At 60.6% G+C, this 18,142-nt stretch carries 14 protein-coding genes; 4 read left to right on the plus strand and 10 right to left on the minus strand.

From position 1 onward, the window contains the following. Positions 1-263: 263 nt before the first annotated feature. Complete coding sequence (locus BS627_RS15435) at positions 264-959, minus strand: tellurite resistance TerB family protein (RefSeq protein WP_077984064.1); 696 nt, start codon at positions 957-959, stop codon at positions 264-266. Between the two features lie 108 nt (positions 960-1,067). Beyond that, positions 1,068-1,706: a 2-dehydro-3-deoxy-phosphogluconate aldolase gene (locus BS627_RS15440; RefSeq protein ID WP_077984065.1), complete on the minus strand. Its 639-nt coding sequence runs from the start codon at positions 1,704-1,706 to the stop codon at positions 1,068-1,070. 171 nt (positions 1,707-1,877) lie between these two features. Here BS627_RS15440 and BS627_RS15445 point away from each other — a divergent pair, with 171 nt between their 5' ends. The 3 genes from BS627_RS15445 (at position 1,878) to trhO (ending at position 4,478) form a co-directional block, all read left to right on the plus strand. Further along, entirely contained in the window at positions 1,878-2,366 is a 489-nt protein-coding gene (locus tag BS627_RS15445) for a CYTH domain-containing protein (protein ID WP_077984066.1), read from the plus strand. Continuing rightward, positions 2,350-3,258: a CHAD domain-containing protein gene (locus tag BS627_RS15450; RefSeq protein WP_077984067.1), complete on the plus strand. Its 909-nt coding sequence runs from the start codon at positions 2,350-2,352 to the stop codon at positions 3,256-3,258. Before BS627_RS15445 ends, BS627_RS15450 begins: the two co-directional genes overlap by 17 nt. A 275-nt stretch (positions 3,259-3,533) precedes the next feature. After that, the gene (trhO, locus tag BS627_RS15455; protein WP_077984068.1) at positions 3,534-4,478 is read left to right on the plus strand and encodes an oxygen-dependent tRNA uridine(34) hydroxylase TrhO; all 945 of its coding nucleotides are present in this window, start codon (positions 3,534-3,536) and stop codon (positions 4,476-4,478) included. Between the two features lie 226 nt (positions 4,479-4,704). Here the strand turns inward: trhO and BS627_RS15460 are convergent, their stop codons facing one another. From BS627_RS15460 to BS627_RS15505, 8 genes are all read right to left on the minus strand, one after another. After that, positions 4,705-6,948, minus strand: a complete 2,244-nt coding sequence (locus tag BS627_RS15460) for a bifunctional diguanylate cyclase/phosphodiesterase (protein WP_165691266.1) — start codon at positions 6,946-6,948, stop codon at positions 4,705-4,707. 195 nt (positions 6,949-7,143) lie between these two features. Further along, on the minus strand, positions 7,144-7,923 hold the full coding sequence (locus BS627_RS15465) for a MetQ/NlpA family ABC transporter substrate-binding protein (RefSeq protein ID WP_077984069.1): 780 nt from the start codon (positions 7,921-7,923) through the stop codon (positions 7,144-7,146). A gap of 33 nt (positions 7,924-7,956) precedes the next feature. Continuing rightward, complete coding sequence (locus tag BS627_RS15470) at positions 7,957-8,625, minus strand: methionine ABC transporter permease (RefSeq protein WP_077984070.1); 669 nt, start codon at positions 8,623-8,625, stop codon at positions 7,957-7,959. Beyond that, entirely contained in the window at positions 8,615-9,655 is a 1,041-nt protein-coding gene (locus tag BS627_RS15475) for a methionine ABC transporter ATP-binding protein (protein WP_077984071.1), read from the minus strand. Before BS627_RS15475 ends, BS627_RS15470 begins: the two co-directional genes overlap by 11 nt. A gap of 368 nt (positions 9,656-10,023) precedes the next feature. Beyond that, positions 10,024-10,653, minus strand: a complete 630-nt coding sequence (locus BS627_RS15480; protein WP_077984072.1) for an NAD(P)H-dependent oxidoreductase — start codon at positions 10,651-10,653, stop codon at positions 10,024-10,026. Positions 10,654-11,017: 364 nt separating this feature from the next. After that, the gene (locus BS627_RS15490) at positions 11,018-12,400 is read right to left on the minus strand and encodes a GH1 family beta-glucosidase (RefSeq protein WP_077984074.1); all 1,383 of its coding nucleotides are present in this window, start codon (positions 12,398-12,400) and stop codon (positions 11,018-11,020) included. A 655-nt stretch (positions 12,401-13,055) separates the two neighbouring features. Further along, positions 13,056-14,906, minus strand: a complete 1,851-nt coding sequence (locus tag BS627_RS15500; protein ID WP_077984075.1) for an ABC transporter ATP-binding protein — start codon at positions 14,904-14,906, stop codon at positions 13,056-13,058. A gap of 48 nt (positions 14,907-14,954) precedes the next feature. Beyond that, complete coding sequence (locus BS627_RS15505; protein ID WP_077984141.1) at positions 14,955-16,118, minus strand: M20 aminoacylase family protein; 1,164 nt, start codon at positions 16,116-16,118, stop codon at positions 14,955-14,957. 305 nt (positions 16,119-16,423) lie between these two features. On the opposite strand from BS627_RS15505, the gene BS627_RS15510 reads away from it, so the two are divergent. Further along, positions 16,424-18,133 carry a peptide ABC transporter substrate-binding protein gene (locus tag BS627_RS15510; RefSeq protein WP_077984076.1) on the plus strand — a complete coding sequence of 570 codons (1,710 nt, stop codon included), beginning with the start codon at positions 16,424-16,426 and terminating at the stop codon, positions 18,131-18,133. Positions 18,134-18,142: the final 9 nt, after the last annotated feature.

Genomic DNA, 18,142 nt, shown 5'->3' on the forward strand with positions numbered 1-18,142 from the left:
CTGGGAGAAGGATTAGGGCAAGCGGGGCAGGATGACAACAGTGGATGTGGGGCATGAAGATGGCGCCAGAGCCTGTGGCTCACCCCCCTCTGCCCTGCCGGGCATCTCCCCCACAAGGGGGGAGATAGACAAGCGGTCAAGTCTCGCCCATCTCAACATTTGCGAATGAAGTGGTGGTAGCGCCTCCTGCCGATCTCCCTCATTGTGGGGGGATACCCGGCAGGGCAGAGGGGGGGGGTAAACCACGCCCGCCGAGGCCTACCTCAAACCTTCGCCGCCACCACCGTCGCCTCGATATGATCCACCAGCGCATCCGGCAACCCAAGCCGCCCGGCAAGAAGATCGAGATAGCCCCGCTCCGCCCGCGTGTCGGCCTCGATGGCAAGCCGCGAGGCGGTGTAAAGCTCCACTTTCTGCTCTTCCGTGCGGGCGGCTGCCACCAGCGCGTCGATGTCGAGAGGATCGGCCAGTTCCTTTTCGAGGAACCGCTCGGCTTCGCTATCGAGGCCGGAGACCTGCACCTTGTCCATGATATTGGCGCGCTCCTTCTCATCGATATGACCGTCAGCCTTGGCGGCGGCGATCATCGCCTGGATGAGCTTCAGCGCAAAATCATTGGAAAGGGCGGGAGATTGCGGATGGAAGGCGGAATCGGCGGGCGGTGCGAGCAGCTCCGGCTCGGGTTTCGGCGCGACTTCAGGCGCCTGGCCGGACTTGTAATTCTTGTAGGCAAGGTACCCGAGACCGGCGATGGCGGCCACGCCGCCGATGGTGGCGACATTGCCGGCAAGCTTGCGGCCGGTCTTGGTGCCCAGAATGGCGGCGGCGAGCGCACCGGCTTTCAGGGGATTGTTCCTGGCGATATCGGCGGCCTGCCCGGCTCTGTCACGGACGCTTCCCGAAAGGCCTGGCACCTGCGAGCCGAGGAATTGTTCAAGAAGCTTCTTGGCGTCGAACATCAAAATCTCCTGTAGAGGTCAAATCTACAGGGGAGATAGGGAGCCGGGGCCCGAATACAAATGTCAAACCCGCTCACGCCTTCGTGAACGGGTTTGACAGATTGCAAATCAGGCGCGCAATGCGGCGGCTTCGGCCGCAAGCCTGGTGATACCCGCCCAGTCGCCGGTCGCCACCAGCTCGCGCGGGGCGACCCAAGAGCCGCCGACGCAAACCACGTTCGGCAGGGAAAGGTAATCATTGGCGTTCTTGAGCGACACGCTGCCCGTCGGGCAGAAGACGGTGCCGGCGAGCGGCGAGGACAGCGCCTTGAGATAGGGTGCGCCGCCGGCCTGTTCGGCGGGGAAGAACTTCAGCACCTTGTAACCCTCGTCACGCAGCGCCATGACTTCACTGGCGGTGGCAGCACCCGGAAGCAGCGGCACCTTTGAACCGCGCGCGGCTTCCAGCACGCTTTTGTTGATGCCGGGGCTGACGATGAAGGTGGAGCCGGCTTCCGCCGCCGCTTCGAAATCCTTGGCATTGAGAATGGTGCCGGCGCCGACATTGGCGCCTTCGACTTCCGCAGCAACGGCGCGGATGGCATCGAGAGCTGCCGGCGTGCGCATGGTGATCTCAATCGCCTTCAGGCCGCCTGCGACCAAAGCGCGCGCAAGCGGCACGGCGGAAGCGGCATCATCCACGATCAGCACCGGTACGACCGGCTGGAGCTTGAGGATGGAGAGCAGTTTTTCGGAGTCCTGGGCCAAGATGAGCCTCCCTTGCGCAATTGAAACGATTGAAATTCCGTCTACCGATTAGCCTGCCTCGGCATTTATGTCGAGGCGCGCCAGCCGCATTTTTATCCAGATACTTCAATCAATTCGCTTCATCATACTATCATATTGCGATACTCTGGCGCCCCAGTTCGCGGAGACAGCATGGCCAAGGAAATCGAACGGAAGTTTCTTGTTGCAGGCGGTGAATGGCGCAATGAGGTCACGCATAGCATGGCTTTCCGGCAGGCATATGTCGCCTCGATGGAAAACCGCTCGGTCCGGGTCAGGATCGTCGATGAGCGCGATGCGACCCTGACCATCAAGATCGGCGCAAGCGCGCTTGTCCGCGACGAATATGAATATTCCATACCCCTCAAGGACGCCGAAGAGCTGATGGCAAGCGCGCCGGGCGTGGTGATCGAAAAAACCCGCCACACCGTCGATCATGGCGGCTTCACCTGGGAAGTGGATGTTTTCGAAGGGAAATATCACGGGCTGGTGGTGGCGGAAGTGGAAATGAACGACGAAAATGCCGACCCCGATCTGCCGTCCTGGCTGGGTCGGGAAGTCACCGGAGACAAGCGCTTCTCCAACCAGTCACTCGCCATGGACTGTCCGAGCGGAGACCTGTCGGATGCCCTTCAGAATTGACCCGAAAAAGTCCTTCGACGATGAAATCCGCCGGGCCGGGCTGGAGCTGATCGACGATGCAGTCACAATCCTTCGCGACCAGCCGTCCGGATCGCACGAGGCCGTGCACGACGCCCGCAAGCGGTTCAAGCGGTTGCGCGCCCTCTATCGCCTCATCCGCCAGGCGGTGCCGGATTTCGGCCGCGGGGAAAACGCCCGTATTCGCGATATCGCCCGCTCCCTCGCCTTTGCGCGGGATGCAACGGCACTTGTGGAGACGGCGGAATATCTCGAGGCCTTCGCCCGTTCCGATGCGCAGGGAGAAGCGCTGCGGTCGATCACCGCGATGCTGCGCGCGCGCCGCGACGACGCCATAGAACACGAGGCCGGTCTCGATGAGGCCATTGCCGCCGCCATTACCGGCTGCGGGGAAGCGCGCAGGGCGCTTGAGACCCTGTCGCTGCCGGATGCGTTGAAGGACACGGCGCGGCTGCTAAAAAGCGCCTGGGCGAAACAGAGAAAAAGGGCGCGCAAGGCGCTCGCCGATTGCCACGCGCAGGCCGACGTCGAGCATTTCCATGAATTGCGCAAGTCCGGGCAGGCCTATTGGATGCATCTTGGCCTGATGCGCCAGCTCTGGCCTTCCGCCATGCGCGCCAAGCGCGCCGATACCAAGCGGCTGGTGGATATTCTCGGCCACGAGCACGATCTATCGGTTCTCGCCGCCGTCGCCGACCGCGAGCCGGACCGTTTCGGCAATGGCGAGCGGCTGGCCCTGCTGCTCGACGCCATTATCGAAAGGCAGCAGGCGCTGCGTGCCGAAGCTCTTGCGCTGGCAAACGAGGTGTTTTCCGAATCCGCTCGAACCGAAAGCCGCATCGTCGGCCTGTTGTGGCGGCAGGCGGCGAAATAGGCTGGAGACGGCGTGAAAACGTCCCGCCGGGCTCGACGTCATCCTCGGGCCTGTCCCGAGTATCTGCAACGTTTCGATTTTGCGCGACGTGATTAGATCCTTGGGACAGGCCCAAGGATGACGGAAGAAAGGTCTTGCGCTTTCGCCAATGTCGGATTTGAGGCACGAAGCACCTCCCATTTGCCTCACTCCGTCAGATATTTGACGATTTGCAAAATACACGGAACCGCCGATAAATATTGCTTTGCGACCGCCGTCCCTGTATTTCAGCGCCCATGACCGACACGACCATTCTCCCCCGCCCGGAAGTCTCTGGTGATTTCCTTGTGGCCGCGCTTTATCATTTCGCCCGCCTGCCGCGGTTCGAGAGCCTGCGCGAGCCGTTGTTCGCGCTCTGCCAGGAAAACGGGGTCAAGGGCACGCTGCTTCTGGCCGCCGAAGGCATCAACGGCACCATTGCCGGGCCGGATGCAGGCATTCACGCCGTGCTCTCCTTCCTGCGCGCCCAGCCGGAATTTACCGCGCTGGAGCACAAGGAAAGCCGTGCCTCGCACATGCCTTTCGTACGCCTGAAGGTGAAGCTCAAGAAAGAGATCGTCACCATGGGCGTGCCGGATATCGACCCGAACCGCATCGTCGGCACCTATGTCGAGGCGCGCGACTGGAACGAGCTGATCTCCGATCCGGATACAATCGTCATCGACACCCGCAACGATTACGAGACGGCCATCGGCGTCTTCAAGGGTGCAGTCGATCCGCAGACGAAAACCTTCCGCGAATTTCCCGACTGGGTGAAGAACAATCCCGGCCTGCACAACAAGCCGAAGATCGCCATGTATTGCACCGGCGGCATTCGCTGCGAAAAGGCCACCGCCTTCATGAAGGAACAGGGTTTCGACGAGGTCTATCACCTCAAGGGCGGCATCCTGAAATATCTGGAAGAGGTCCCGGAAGAAGAGAGCCTGTGGGAAGGCGCCTGTTTCGTGTTCGATGAGCGCGTCTCCGTGGTGCACGGCCTTGCCGAAGGCGACCACCAACTCTGCCACGCCTGCCGCAACCCGATTACACCGGAAGTGCGCCTGTCTCCCAAATTCGAGGAAGGCGTGTCCTGCCCGAGCTGTTACGACGAGCGCAGCGAAGAGGACCGCCAACGGTTTCGCGACCGGCAGCAGCAGATCGAACTGGCAAAGAAGCGCGGCGAGCGGCATCTGGGGCGGTAATACCGGCCGGCTATCGGACTGCGTAACGGTTGGTTTTTTTGAGCGGGTGCCGCGTGTTTCTTCTCCCCGCCGGGGAGAAGTCCGCGGCAGCGGGATGAGGGGGCAAGGGCGGTGAGATACGGCAACGGTGCCCCCTCATCCGCCCCTTCGGGCCACCTTCTCCCCGGCGGGGAGAAGAAATGGGCCGCACCTTCAGGTGATCAAGAATGGGTGGAAGTAATCAGCCTCACGCCCCTGCCCGCAACGCAAAAAGCGGCGCGTCCTGCCCGTCCAGCAGGGCGGTGATCTCTTCCGCCGCGACCGGTTTCGAGAACAGGTAACCCTGCAATTCATCGCAGCCGCACAGATGCAGGATGGCCGCCTGCTCTTCCGTTTCCACGCCTTCGGCCGTCACCGGAATATCGAGCGATTTTGCCAGCGCCACGGTGGCCTGCAGCATTTCCAGCGACCGGCCGCCCTTATCGAGCGCGATGATCAGCGAACGGTCGATCTTCATGCGGTCGAAACCAAAACGGCGCAGATACCCGACGCTGGCGAAACCGGCGCCGAAATCGTCGAGCGCTATGTGCAGGCCAAGCTGTTTCAGCTTGTCGATGGCCGCACTCGCCCGTTCCGGATGCTGGATGAAATAACCTTCCGTCATTTCCAGCCGCAGCCTTTCAGGCGGCGTCTGCGTCATCTCGAGAATATCCGCCACATAGCCGGAGAAGGCCGGGTTGCGGAATTGCACGGGTGAGATATTCACCGAGAGCTTGATGGACGGCCATTGCTGGGCCGTCTCGCAGGCCTTGTGCAGGACGAGAAGGCCTAGCCGGTCGATTAGGCCGCTGGTTTCGGCAGCCGCAATGAAGATATCCGGCGGCACAAAGCCATATCCCGGCCGCTGCCAGCGGGCCAGCGCCTCCACCCCGGTAATACATCGTGTGGCGGCGCTGACGACCGGCTGATAAACCACCTGTATCTCATCGTTCACGATGGCGGAGCGAAGATCGGCTTCGAGTTGCAGCTTTTCCTCGCGCAATTCATCCATCTTCAGTTCATAGGACACGTAACGCCCGCGTCCGTTTTCCTTGGCCTGATACATGGCCATATCGGCGCGCCGCAGGAGCTCCTCGCCACTGATGTCGCCTGCGCGGGAAACAGAAGTGCCGATGCTGCAACCGATGCTCGCCACCCTTTCACCGATGCTGAAAGGCTCGGTAAAGAGTTCCAGCAGCGCCAGACAGAGCTTGCGGCCTTCGGCCCATACGTCATTGCCCTGAATGGCGATAGCAAATTCGTCACCGCCGAGCCGCGCCAGAACAGCGCCTTCCGGCGCCAGCACCCGGAGCGCTGCTGCGACGCCCTTGATCAGCCGGTCGCCGGCGGCGTGGCCGTAGGAATCGTTGATTTCCTTGAAACCGTCGAGATCGAGATAGAGCAGCTTGATATCCGTCTTGTCATGGCGGCCTCTTTCGACCATGCGGTTCAGTCTGGCGAAGAGCCCGGCGCGGTTGCTGAGCCCGCTCAGACGGTCGCGCAGCGCCTCCTCCCGCGCGGCCGCCTCATCCGCCTTCAGGCGGTCGAGCGTGGCCGAACCGATGATGAGCAGCACCAGAAAAAACGTGCCGGCGATACCGAGCGCGGTGAAGACCACCGGCCGCGCCTCATGAAAGCTGACGTCTCCCGGCAGGTGCGAGCGCCAGACAAGCCGGGCCAGCACCTCCCCCATCGGATTGACGATATCCACATGGTTGGCCGCAGGCGTGTCGCCATATTGCAGCTCGAGACCATCGATGACGTAATTGCGGGCAAGCTTGTCAACCGTCGCCTGCTTGAGATGGCGGGCAAAAACCAGGTAACGCCGCTCCTCACCGACCGGCGGCAGTGCGCCGGATTTCATCCGCACGAGCGCGACACCCGCGGCGGCGATACCATCGGCGGTTTTGGCAAAACCGGTCACCTGCGAAGTGATGCCCGGGCGCATGGACCGCACGCGCTCGATCATTTCCCTGAGGCCGCCGGCAAAATAGGCCTCCGGCTTCCACTTTACAGGCTTGCCGTCTTGATAGGCCATGCGGACGTTGCCATCCTCATCGATGACCACGGCCGTATCGAAGAGATCGTTATTGACCGTCATCTCACCATAATTGCTTGCCACCCAGTCAAAACGATCAGGGGCATAGACATATTCGGCAGCGTCGTCCCAGGCGGCGTAGTCGTTCAGGGTCGCGCCAAGCTGTTCTCGAAAAGTGACAAGGGCGCCCGCCGTCGTCTCGCGCGAACGGGCGTTGTCGAGCAGGTTCGCCTTTTCGCGGACCTGGCTCAAGGCGGACAAAACCAGCGCGGTGACGATGACAAGCACCAGCGCGAAGGTGGACAAGACCACGCCCACGGCGGTTCTGCGCCCGACCGGCAAATAGTCCCCAATGTTGCGCGGCGCAATCCGCATAAAATCCCCTTCGAAAGCATCATCTTCCGTAGGAAACATTCAGAAGCCGTTAAGCCGCCTTGTGGCCTTACCCCAAAAAACCACGGGTATAAAACGACAGTCTGACAAAGGTCCTGAAAAATTCTTCCCGAAAACGCCTGGGGTTTTTCAGGAAAGGCGGATGCGCCCGCCTTCAAAACAAAAAACCTCCCCCGCGAGCGGGAGAGGTCGTTATTTTCGCCATATGGCGGTCTCTTACCAGGACGGGATGACCGTGCCGTTGTACTTTTCCAGAATGAAGGCCTTCACTTCCGGGCTCTGGTAGGATTCAACCAGCGTCTTTACCCACGGCTTGTCCTTGTCCTGCGTACGAACGGCAATGACGTTCGCGTAAGGGGATTTTTCGCTTTCGATGGCGATGGCGTCCTTCTTCGGGTTGAGGCCGGCAGCCGTCGCATAGTTGGTGTTGATGACAGACGCGTCGGTGTCGTCAAGCGAGCGCGGCAGCTGGGCGGCGTCGAGTTCGACGATCTGGATGTTCTTCGGGTTTTCGGTGATGTCGGCAGGAGTCACTTTGAGGCCGGCCTCTTCCTTGACCTTGATCACGCCCTTGGAAGCGAGAACCAGCAGCGCGCGGCCACCATTGGTCGGGTCGTTCGGAATGCCGACGGTTGCGCCGTCCTTCAGCTCGTCAAGGTTCTTCACCTTCTTCGAATAAACACCCATCGGGGTGGTGATGGTGGTGCCGACGCTGACGAGATCGAACTTGCGGTCAGCGATCTGGTTGTCGAGATAAGGCTGGTGCTGGAAGGAGTTGGCCTGCAGCTCGCCATCGGCCAGCGCCTGGTTCGGCACGACATAGTCGGAGAACTCGACGATATCGATATCAAGACCCTTGGCGGCCGCGATCTTCTTCACCTGCTCCATGATCTGCGCATGCTCGGCAGGGGTGACGCCGATCTTGATGGTCTCGGCCAGCGCCTGACCGGCGGTGAAGAGAGCGGCGAGCGAAGCCGCGAGAATGAGTTTCTTCATGGGTGTCTCCTTGGGTTGTTATTTTAAAGGCAGTTAATTCTTGCGGGTCCGCTTGTCGAAGCTGCGGGCCAGCCTGTCGCCCGCGCTCTGCACCAGCTGCACCAGCACGATGAGCACCAGAACCACGGCCAGCATCACATCCGGCATGAAGCGCTGGTAACCGTAACGGATGCCGAGATCGCCCAACCCGCCGCCGCCGACCGCGCCAACCATGGCCGAATAACCGATGAGGCTGACCAGCGTGAGCGTGAGCGCCAGCGTGATGCCGGGCTTCGCCTCCGCCAGCAGAACTTTCGTGACGATCTGCAACGGCGTGGCGCCCATGGCGCGGGCAGCCTCGATCAGCCCCTTGTCCACTTCGCGGATCGCCGCTTCCACCAGCCTTGCGATGAAGGGAACGGTGGCGACCGTCAGCGGCACGATCGCCGCGCTGGTGCCGATGGAGGTGCCGGCGACGAGGCGGGTGAAGGGAATGATCGCCACCACCAGAATGATGAAGGGCGTGGAGCGCGCGGCGTTCACAACGAGGCCGAGAATGCGGTTGGTCATCGGCGCGGAAAACAACTCGCCCTTGCCGCTAGTGGCAAGGAAAACGCCCATGGGCACGCCGATCAGCGAGCCGACGATACCGGCAACGGCGACCATGTGAAGGGTTTGCAGCAGGCCCTTCAGCAGAAGGTTGAAGATCATATCAGGCGACATAACCGAGCACCTCCGTGTGAAGACCGGTCTCAGCATAAAAGCGATTGGCGCGGGCGGTGACATCCGCAGACGCCGGATAGGAGACGACCAGCGAGCCGAAGGGCTGGCCGGAGATTTCCTCGATTGTGCCGGCAAGGATGTTCACGTCCGGGCCGATTTCAGCGACGAGACGAGCCGTCAGCGGCTGGAAGGCCGTCTCGCCGAAAAACACGAGACGCACCAGGACACGGTCGCCTTCCGCCGCCTGCGGTTTCAGGCCCGAAGTGACCCAATGCGGCAGCTTCACACCAACAGAGGATGACAGCAGGCTGCGGGTCGTCTCGTGTTTCGGCGCAGTGAAGATATCGAACGTCGTGCCTTCCTCAACGATCAGCCCCCTGTCGATGACGGCCACCTGCGAGGCGATGGTCTTCACCACTTCCATCTCATGGGTGATGAGCAGCACGGTCAGGCCCAGTTCGGCATTGATGCGCTTCAACAATTCGAGAATGGATTGCGTCGTTTCCGGATCGAGCGCCGATGTCGCCTCGTCGGAAAGGAGCAGCTTCGGCTGGGTGGCGAGCGCACGGGCAATGCCGACACGCTGCTTCTGGCCGCCGGAGAGTTCCGCCGGATAACGCTTCGCCTTGTCGGAAAGGCCGACGAGATCGAGCAGCGGCGCAACGCGGCTTTCGATCTCCTTTTTGCCCATGCCTGATATTTCGAGCGGCAGAGCCACATTGTCGAAAGCGGTGCGCGACGACAAAAGATTGAAGTGCTGGAAGATCATGCCGACGGAACGGCGTAGCGTGCGCAGGCTCTTTTCATCGAGCGCCGCGACATCGACGCCGTCGACGACCACGCGGCCGGTCGAGGGCTTTTCAAGGCCGTTGGCGAGGCGGATGAGCGTGGATTTGCCGGCGCCGGAGCGGCCGATGATGCCGGTGATGGAGCCTTTCGGCACGGCGTAGTCGATACCGGCAAGGGCTGCGAAGCCGGGCTTGCCGCCCGTGCCGCCAAAGGTCTTGGTCACGCCTTCAAACGTGACCATAGGCTCCTTTGCCAACCCTTCAGGGACCGCCTGTTCTTGGCGTGCGGGGGATGCCGCACTGGATGGAAAACTCATTGTAAACTCTGGGAATGCGTGACGGATCGGGTCTCAAAAAATCCTGTTGCGGTGCTGAACCGCTCTCTTCATGCAGCCTTCGGGCACATTCGATGACAGCTGATTTTCCGGGTCATTTCGTCAGGCTTTCACTCAGAAATGCCGGGTATCGGCAATTCGATGGCGCATACTTGCCCGCACACGCCACCTTTTAACAGGGATGTTTTTTCAATTATCTGAAAAGAGAGAAAAAATCTACCGCAAAGCCGCCACGGCGGCCCTGCGGCAGTCAAGATTTCGCGACGATATGAAAATCAGACGCGGCTGACGAATTCTTCCGCCGGACGGCGCACCTTCTTCAGGTTCACCAGCCAGTCGCCTTCCGGCTGGCGATAGCCAAGCGGCAGGATGGTGACCGAGCGCAGGCCCTTCTCGCGCAGGCCGAGGATTTCATCGAGCTTTGCCGGATCGAAACCTTCCATCGGGGTGGAATCCACGCCCTCGAAAGCGGCCTGCGCCACGGCCATGCCGAAGCCGATATAGGCCTGACGGGCGGCGTGCTCAAAATTCACCTGCTGATCGCGCTGCGGATAGGTGGAAAGCAACATCTGGCGATAGGCTTCCCAGCCTTCATTCTTGATGCCGCGTTCCTCGTTGACAAGATCGAACATGTGGTTGATCCGCTCTTCGGTGTAATTGTCCCACGCCGCAAAGACCAAAAGATGCGAGCCTTCGGTCACCTGCGCCTGGTTCCAGGCGATCTCCTGAATTTTTGCACGGACTTCAGGATCGGTGACGACGATGACTTCAAAGGGCTGAAGACCGCTGGAGGTGGGGGCAAGCCGCGCCGCCTCGACAATGCGCTCGACCTTGTCTTCGGACACCGTCTTGGAAGGGTCCATTTTCTTGGTGGCGTAACGCCAGTTGAGTTTTTCGATAAGCATGTTCGTTTTCCCTGGGAGGACCAACCCGCCCTGCCCCTTGACGGCAGAATGGGCGCTACGCTTCGTAGCCCGTCTGACATAGGGGGCGGCACAGCGGGCGCAAGCAGGCACCACGGGGTAACCGACAAAAAAGTTTGGAAAACTGATAATAAGTGCAGAAAACTTTCTCCGCGCACCCTGACGTCCGTGCTCCTAGCAGGACACGGGACCCGAATTTCACTCGCGGCGGCCTCCCCACCCTCGTTCTTGTGCTCGTCACAGGAATCCAGCCGACGCGCGTCCGCGTGGCGGAAAGACTCCCTCAGCCCAAGGACTTGGGCTGGCTGGATCCGTGTGACAAGCGCAGGGATGAGGGAGGTGACCGTTACGGCTTCACCAAACCGTGATTGCCCTTGGGAAAGCCCGAAGCCAGCGCGCTGTACCATTTGCCGCTGTTCTTCAGCGTGCGCACCTGCGTATCATAATCCACATGCACAAGACCGAAGCGCATGCGATAGCCCTCGGCCCATTCGAAATTATCCATCAGGCTCCAGGCGAAATAACCGCGCATCGGATAACCGTCGCGGATGAGATCGGCGACGATGCCGAGATGTTCGGCGTAATAATCGAGACGCGGCTGGTCATCCACCTCGCCGTTTTCGACGCCCATATTATAGCAGGCACCGTTTTCGGTGATGTAGCATTCCGGCAGGTCGTAACGTTTATAGAGCGTTTCCACCAGCGACTGGAGCGCCGGGGCATAGACCTCCCAGCCGATATCGGTCTTCACGTCGCTGACGGCCGGGGCGGGTGCAGTGGCGGGGAATTCTGCGCCCGGTGGTGACGCATCGTCGGCGACGCGCATCGGCGTGTAATAATTCAGGCCCCACCAGTCCAGCTTCTGGCTGATGATGGAAAGGTCTTCCGCCTCCACGACGGGCATACGATCACCCAGAGCTTCCATCATCTCGACCGGATATTCACCCTTGAAGACCGGATCGAAAAACGCGCCATTGTGGAACTGGAAGGCCCGTTCGGCGGCCTTGAGATCGGCCTCGCTGTCGGTAGCCGGGATGACGGAATGGGCATTCAGCACCAGCCCCACTGGCACCTTCGGCGCGACATGGCGGGAGGCTTCCACGCCGAAACCATGGGCGAGATTGATGTGATGCATGGCGGCAAGGGCCGCCTCCATGTTGCGCTCACCCGGCGCATGAATGCCATAGAGATGGCTGAGCCACACCGCGCACCAGGGTTCGTTGAAGGTCGCCACCGCATCCAGCCGGTCACCGAGGCGGGCCATGACGGTCTTGGCATATCGCTGGAAGGCGTGCGCGGTGGAGCGCGAGGCCCAGCCGCCATCGCCCATCAGAGTCAGCGGCAAATCCCAGTGGTAAAGCGTCGCATAGGTCTTGATGCCGCGCGCCTTGCAGCCATCCACGAGGCGGTCGTAGAAATCCAGCCCCTTCTCGTTGATCGGCCCGAAACCATCGGGGATGATGCGCGGCCAGGCGATGGAGAAACGATAGGCTTCGACACCCATTTCCTTGATGAGATCGAGGTCCTCTTCCCAGCGATTATAGTGGTCGCAGGCAATATCGCCATTGTGCCGCCCGAAGACGTGACCCGGCATGTTGCAGAAGGCATCCCATATGGATGGCTTGCGGCCGTCCGCCCGGGTGGCGCCTTCGATCTGGAACGAGGCGGTCGCGACGCCGAACAGGAAATCGCCGGGGAAACGGGCGGCTAGCGTTTTGGGATCGGTCATATGCGAGGCCCTTCTCTGTCCGTCGAGCTTGAAAAGATCAGCAGCGGTTTAGACCATGTCGGCCGGCAGGTATAGTCGTGGGCGGCAGGAATCTACAACGTTTCAGGATACGCAACTTACAAGTTCAAAGCGCTTTGCATGGGGGATTGCCGCCGCAGCGGTTTGCCGGCGGCGCAAGGCATCGACCCGGCGAATGCGGGTGGGAGATTGGAGATGGCGGAGGTTGTTGCATTCACCGGGCCGTATCGTCAGGGCAGCCAGAACAGCCCATAGGTTACAGCCTTTTCACGGCACCTATCTGATCGGTCCTTCCCGCCTCTGGCCCGGCGGAACGCCTTTCAAAAACACGGTCTGCCAGAACCATGCTTGTCGATGCCGGCCTCCGGTTCGCGAAAGGCGCCGCGCGTATCGCCCTTCCGTTCCGGTTGCGGGAGGAATGATGCGACCAAAATGCGGTGATGGGGATGAGAGAGGAAGGATTTTTTCGGAAGTGACTGAAAAAGAAACCGGGGCGGCGCCGAATTGTCCTCGCCATTCAGGCAGATCGCGAGCAGCCCCCCTCACCCGACCCTTCGGGCCGCCTTTTCCCCGAAGGGTAGAAGACCACAAGGGGCAACCGCTCGCTCCGCATCAGCCTGAAGCCGACATTGCTCGATCAAGCCGCTTCCTGCACCAGATGCCCCGCCGAAACCTCGCGGTAACGCCGCTCAGGCGGGACATAGTCCACCGGCCGGATCGGGCTTTTGATCTCGTCCGTCGACATGTTGCGCCGGATCTGCCGGCGCGCCGGATCAGGCACCGGAACGGCGGACATGAGCTTTTTCGTGTAGGGATGCTGCGGATTGTCGAAAACGGCCGCACGCGGCCCGATTTCGACGATCTCCCCGAGATACATTACCGCCACACGATGGCTGACGCGCTCCACCACCGCCATGTCATGGCTGATGAACAGGAACGCGAGGTTGAGGCTCTGTTGCAGGTCGAGCAGCAGATTGCAGACCTGCGCCTTGATCGAAACATCGAGCGCCGAGACCGCCTCGTCGGCGACGATGACCTTGGGGTCGAGCATCAGCGAGCGGGCAATAGCGATGCGCTGGCGCTGGCCGCCGGAAAATTCATGCGGGAAGCGCCGCATCATATCCGGGCTCAAGCCCACCTTTTCCAGAAGATCGGCCGCCTTTTCACGGGCCTGCTGCTTGCTTCCAAGGCGATGCTCGATAAAGGGCTCCATGATCGCTGTGCCGATGCTCATGCGCGGATCGAGCGAGGCGAAAGGGTCCTGGAAGATCATCTGCACGCTGCGGCGCATGGTGCGCAACGTTGTCTTGTCTAGCTTCAGCACCTCGTAGCCGTCAAGCATGACATTGCCGGATGTCGGCTCGATCAGCCGGGTGATGGAGCGGCCCGTGGTGGACTTGCCGCACCCCGATTCGCCCACGAGAGAAAGAGTTTCGCCCTCGGCGAGATCGAAGGATACCTTTTCCACCGCATGCACGGCGCCGGATTTGCGGCCGAAAAGGCCGGATCGAATATCGAAACGGGTGGTGAGGTCCTTGACCGAAAGAATGGGCGTGCGGCCTCCGGAGACCGTGTCCTTCACCTCGGCGACAGGCTGGCTTTCGCCGGTCTTGATATCGATGATCGGGAACCGGGCCGGCAGCACGCGCTCCTTCATCGAGCCGAGCTTCGGCACCGCCGAAAGCAGCGCCCGCGTATAAGGGTGGCGGCCGCGATGGAAGATGTCGTCGGTGGCGCCGGTTTCCACCACATCGCCGCGGAACATGACGATGGTGCGGTCCGAAACTTCCGCCACAACACCCATATCATGGGTGATGAAGAGGACGGACATGCCCTCCTCTTCCTGCAATTGCTTGATCAGGTCGAGAATCTGGCCCTGAATTGTCACATCGAGCGCCGTTGTCGGCTCGTCGGCGATCAGCAGCTTCGGTTTGGAGGCGAGCGCCATGGCGATCATCACGCGTTGCCGCATGCCGCCGGAAAACTGGTGCGGATAATCGTCGAAACGGTTCTTCGCATTGGGAATACGGACCTTCTCCAGCAGGCGGATGACCTCTGCCTTCGCAGCGGATGAGGAAATATCCTGATGCACGGTCAGCGCCTCGGCGATCTGCTTGCCGATGGGGAAGATCGGATTGAGCGAGGTCATCGGCTCCTGGAAGATCATTGAGATGTCCTTGCCGCGAACCTTGCGCATCTCCTCTTCCGGCAGCGCCAGCAGGTCGCGCCCGCCGAGCATGACCTTGCCTTCGATACGGCTCGTCTTTTTATCGAGGAGCCGCATGATGGAGAGCGAAGTGACGCTTTTGCCCGACCCGCTCTCGCCGACGATCGCCACCGTTTCGCGCGGCGCGATCTCGAAACTCATGTTGCGGACCACCGATTTCCAGCCGCCATCGACTCGGAAGGATGTGGTGAGATTTTGAACCAATAAAACCGGGCTTACCGAACCGCCGGTCTGTTCCATGGACGTCGCCGCCAAAAGCATGCCAATCTCCTGAAAAGCAGAAGGCGGCCATGAAGGCCGCCGGGTGTCTTACGCAGCAAGCGCGGTTTCGGCCATCGAAACCCAGTAGCTGATGCCGTAAGGCAGCGCATCGTCGTTGAAATCATAGGCCGCATTGTGCAGCCCGGCGGTATCGCCGTTGCCGATGAAGATGAAGGCGCCAGGACGCGCTTCCAGCATGTAGGAAAAATCCTCCGCCCCCATATGCGGGTTGGGGTTGGTGTTGACGGCGTTCGCACCGGCCACGCCCATCGCCACGCCGGTCGCGAATTCGGTTTCGTCACTGTGATTGAAGGTGACGGGATAACCGCGATGATATTTCACTTCGACGGTCGCGCCATGTGCCATGGCGGTGGCGGTCGCCACTTCCTTCAGGCGCTTTTCGGCGAAATCGCGGGTTTCCGGCAACAGCGTGCGCACCGTACCCGTCAACGTAACGGCGCCTGGAATGACATTGACGGCCGTGCCGCCATGGGTGGTGGCGACGGTGACGACCAGCGATTTCAAAGGGTCCGTCTCCCGCGAAACGATGGATTGCAGGGCGATGATGACATGCGCCGAGGTCAAAACCGGATCGATGGAAAGATGCGGCGCGGCCGCATGGCTGCCCTTGCCGGTGATGACGATTTCGAAACTATCCGCCGCCGCCATGGTCGACCCCTTGCGGATGGCGAATTGCCCGACCGGAATGCCCGGCTCGTTATGCATGCCATAGACCTGCGAAATGCCGAATTTCTCCATCATTCCGTCGTTCAGCATGGCGAGCGCGCCCGCGCCGCCCTCTTCCGCCGGTTGGAAGATCACCGCCACGGAGCCCTTGAAATTGCGGGTCTCTGCCAGATATTGCGCCGCACCCAAAAGCATGGCGGTATGCCCGTCATGACCGCAGGAATGGGCCTTGCCGGGCGTCTTCGAAGCCCAGGGCTTGCCGCTCGTCTCGAGGATCGGCAGTGCGTCCATGTCGGAGCGGAAACCGATGGTCGGGCCATCCCCGTGCCGGCCCTTGATGATGCCGACCACGCCGGTCTGGCCGATGCCGGTCTCGACCACGTCGCAGCCGAAGGATTTCAGCTTTTCCGCCACGAATTTCGATGTTTCGAAGACATCGTAGAGGAGTTCCGGGTGTTCATGCAGATGGCGCCTCCAGCCGGCAACTTCTTCCTGCATTTCAGCCACACGGTTCAATATCGGCATTCTCTTTTTCCCTTTTTTTGTTCCCCGCCGGGTTGTCGGACGCCATATTGCGTTTGGAATTTCTCGTTTTGCAAGCATGAAATTTGCTGCATGAGCGAAAAATAGGCCCAAAACTGAATGGCTCAAAATTTGTTCACCAAAGAGACATTGGGACTTGCATTTCAAAAAAACTGACAATAGCATCGTCGGGAATGGAGGAATATTCCTTAGCAAAGTCAAATAGTTAGAAAAACAGACCTTGCGTGCGACGACGGGAAAAGCGTCAAACATTCAAACAGATAAAATCCAAAAAGGGGAAAACCACAATGAAGAAGCGCAGCGTTCTCTTTGCCAGCACGGTGGCGGCCATGGCCTTTGCAGGCTCTGTCGCCCATGCCGAGCGCGGCAGTGACGGCGAACTGAAAATCCTGTTCTGGCAGGCCGTATCGACACTTAACCCTTATCTTTCCGGTGGCACGAAGGAAGTCTACAGCTCGTCCATGGTGATTGAGCCGCTGGCGCGCTACGACGAAAAGGGCGAGCTGGTACCGATGCTGGTCACCGAAATTCCGACGATCGAAAATGGCGGCGTCGCGAAGGATCTGCTCAGCATGACCTGGAAGCTGAAGAGCGATGTGAAATGGTCGGATGGCACGCCGTTCACCGCCGAGGACGTCATTTTCACCTGGAAATATTGCACCGCACCGGATGGCGGCTGCGCGCAGGCGGCGCAATATGAGGGCGTGAAGAATGTCGAGGCCATCGACGACCACACCGTCAAGGTCAGCTTCACCGAACCGAAACCTTATCCCTACTCCGCATTCGTGGGCGCACAGTCGCCGGTCATCCAGAAAAAGCAGTTCGAAAACTGCGTCGGCGCCGCAGCCCCCGGCTGCACATCCGCCAATTTCGGCCCCATCGGCACCGGACCCTTCGTGGTCAAGGATTTCAAGCCGAATGACGTGATCAGCTTCGTCGCCAACACCAATTACCGCGACCCCGCCAAGCCCGCCTTCGCCACAGCGACCCTGAAGGGCGGCGGTGACGCCGCTTCCGCCGCACGCGCCGTGCTTGAAACCGGCGAATTCGATTATGCCTGGAACATGCAGGTGGAGCCGGAAATCCTCGCCACCATGGTTGCCGCCGGCAAGGGTAAACTGGAGACCGCCTTCGGCACCCAGGTCGAGCGTATCAATCTCAACTGGTACAATGCCGATCCTTCGCTGGGCGACAAGCGCTCCACTAAGCAGGCCGGCCCGCACCCAGCCCTTTCCGATCCCGCCGTGCGCCGTGCGCTTTCGCTCGCCATCGACCGCGATATCATCGACGAAGCGGGTTATGGCGAAGCGGGCAAGCCGACCTGCAACATCGTACCGGCTCCGGAAGCCGTCGCTTCCACCAAGAATGACAGCTGGTGCCTGAAGCAGGATGTGGAAGGCGCAAACAAGCTGCTCGACGACGCCGGCTGGGTAAAGGGCGCAGACGGCATCCGCGCCAAGGATGGCGTGAAGCTTTCTTTCCTCTACCAGACCTCCACCAACTCGGTTCGCCAGGCCACGCAGGAACTGGTGAAGGATATGTGGTCGCAGATCGGCGTCGCTGCGGAACTGCGCAATGTCAGCGCCTCGGTCTTCTTCGGCGGTGACCCGGCAAGCCCGGACACCTTCCAAAAATTTTATGCCGATGTCGAAATGTACACCAACAATTTCGACGGCACGGACCCGGAAAAATATCTGGCGGAATGGCTGTGCGACAAGATCCCGGCCCCGGAAAACGGCTGGCAGGGCCAGAATATTCCGCGTTATTGCAACCCGGAATTCGACAAGCTGGTGGGCGAACTCTCCAAGACCGCCGAGCTTGACAAGCGCGCCGAGCTTTCCAAGCAGCTGAACGACATGCTGACGGAAGAAGGCGCGCATATTCCGCTCATTCACCGCGGCAGCGTTTCCTCGCATTCGCTGACGCTGGAAGGCGTTCGCATGAATGCCTGGGACTCGGAACTCTGGAACGTCGCGGACTGGTCCCGCAAGAAGTAACACGCGGAT

This window comes from Agrobacterium salinitolerans, from assembly GCF_002008225.1.
In the GTDB taxonomy this organism is placed as follows: Bacteria; Pseudomonadota; Alphaproteobacteria; order Rhizobiales; family Rhizobiaceae; genus Agrobacterium; species Agrobacterium salinitolerans.

Excerpts from the sequence above, each read along its gene's own strand:
- BS627_RS15475 (WP_077984071.1), bottom strand. The coding sequence starts at position 9,655 with ATGGTCACGTTTGAAGGCGTGACCAAGACCTTTGGCGGCACGGGCGGC.
- BS627_RS15445 (WP_077984066.1), top strand. The coding sequence starts at position 1,878 with ATGGCCAAGGAAATCGAACGGAAGTTTCTTGTTGCAGGCGGTGAATGG.
- BS627_RS15465 (WP_077984069.1), bottom strand. The coding sequence starts at position 7,923 with ATGAAGAAACTCATTCTCGCGGCTTCGCTCGCCGCTCTCTTCACCGCC.
- BS627_RS15480 (WP_077984072.1), bottom strand. The coding sequence starts at position 10,653 with ATGCTTATCGAAAAACTCAACTGGCGTTACGCCACCAAGAAAATGGAC.
- trhO (WP_077984068.1), top strand. The coding sequence starts at position 3,534 with ATGACCGACACGACCATTCTCCCCCGCCCGGAAGTCTCTGGTGATTTC.
- BS627_RS15490 (WP_077984074.1), bottom strand. The coding sequence starts at position 12,400 with ATGACCGATCCCAAAACGCTAGCCGCCCGTTTCCCCGGCGATTTCCTG.
- BS627_RS15450 (WP_077984067.1), top strand. The coding sequence starts at position 2,350 with ATGCCCTTCAGAATTGACCCGAAAAAGTCCTTCGACGATGAAATCCGC.
- BS627_RS15500 (WP_077984075.1), bottom strand. The coding sequence starts at position 14,906 with ATGCTTTTGGCGGCGACGTCCATGGAACAGACCGGCGGTTCGGTAAGC.
- BS627_RS15510 (WP_077984076.1), top strand. The coding sequence starts at position 16,424 with ATGAAGAAGCGCAGCGTTCTCTTTGCCAGCACGGTGGCGGCCATGGCC.
- BS627_RS15470 (WP_077984070.1), bottom strand. The coding sequence starts at position 8,625 with ATGTCGCCTGATATGATCTTCAACCTTCTGCTGAAGGGCCTGCTGCAA.
- BS627_RS15505 (WP_077984141.1), bottom strand. The coding sequence starts at position 16,118 with ATGCCGATATTGAACCGTGTGGCTGAAATGCAGGAAGAAGTTGCCGGC.
- BS627_RS15435 (WP_077984064.1), bottom strand. The coding sequence starts at position 959 with ATGTTCGACGCCAAGAAGCTTCTTGAACAATTCCTCGGCTCGCAGGTG.
- BS627_RS15460 (WP_165691266.1), bottom strand. The coding sequence starts at position 6,948 with ATGTTTCCTACGGAAGATGATGCTTTCGAAGGGGATTTTATGCGGATT.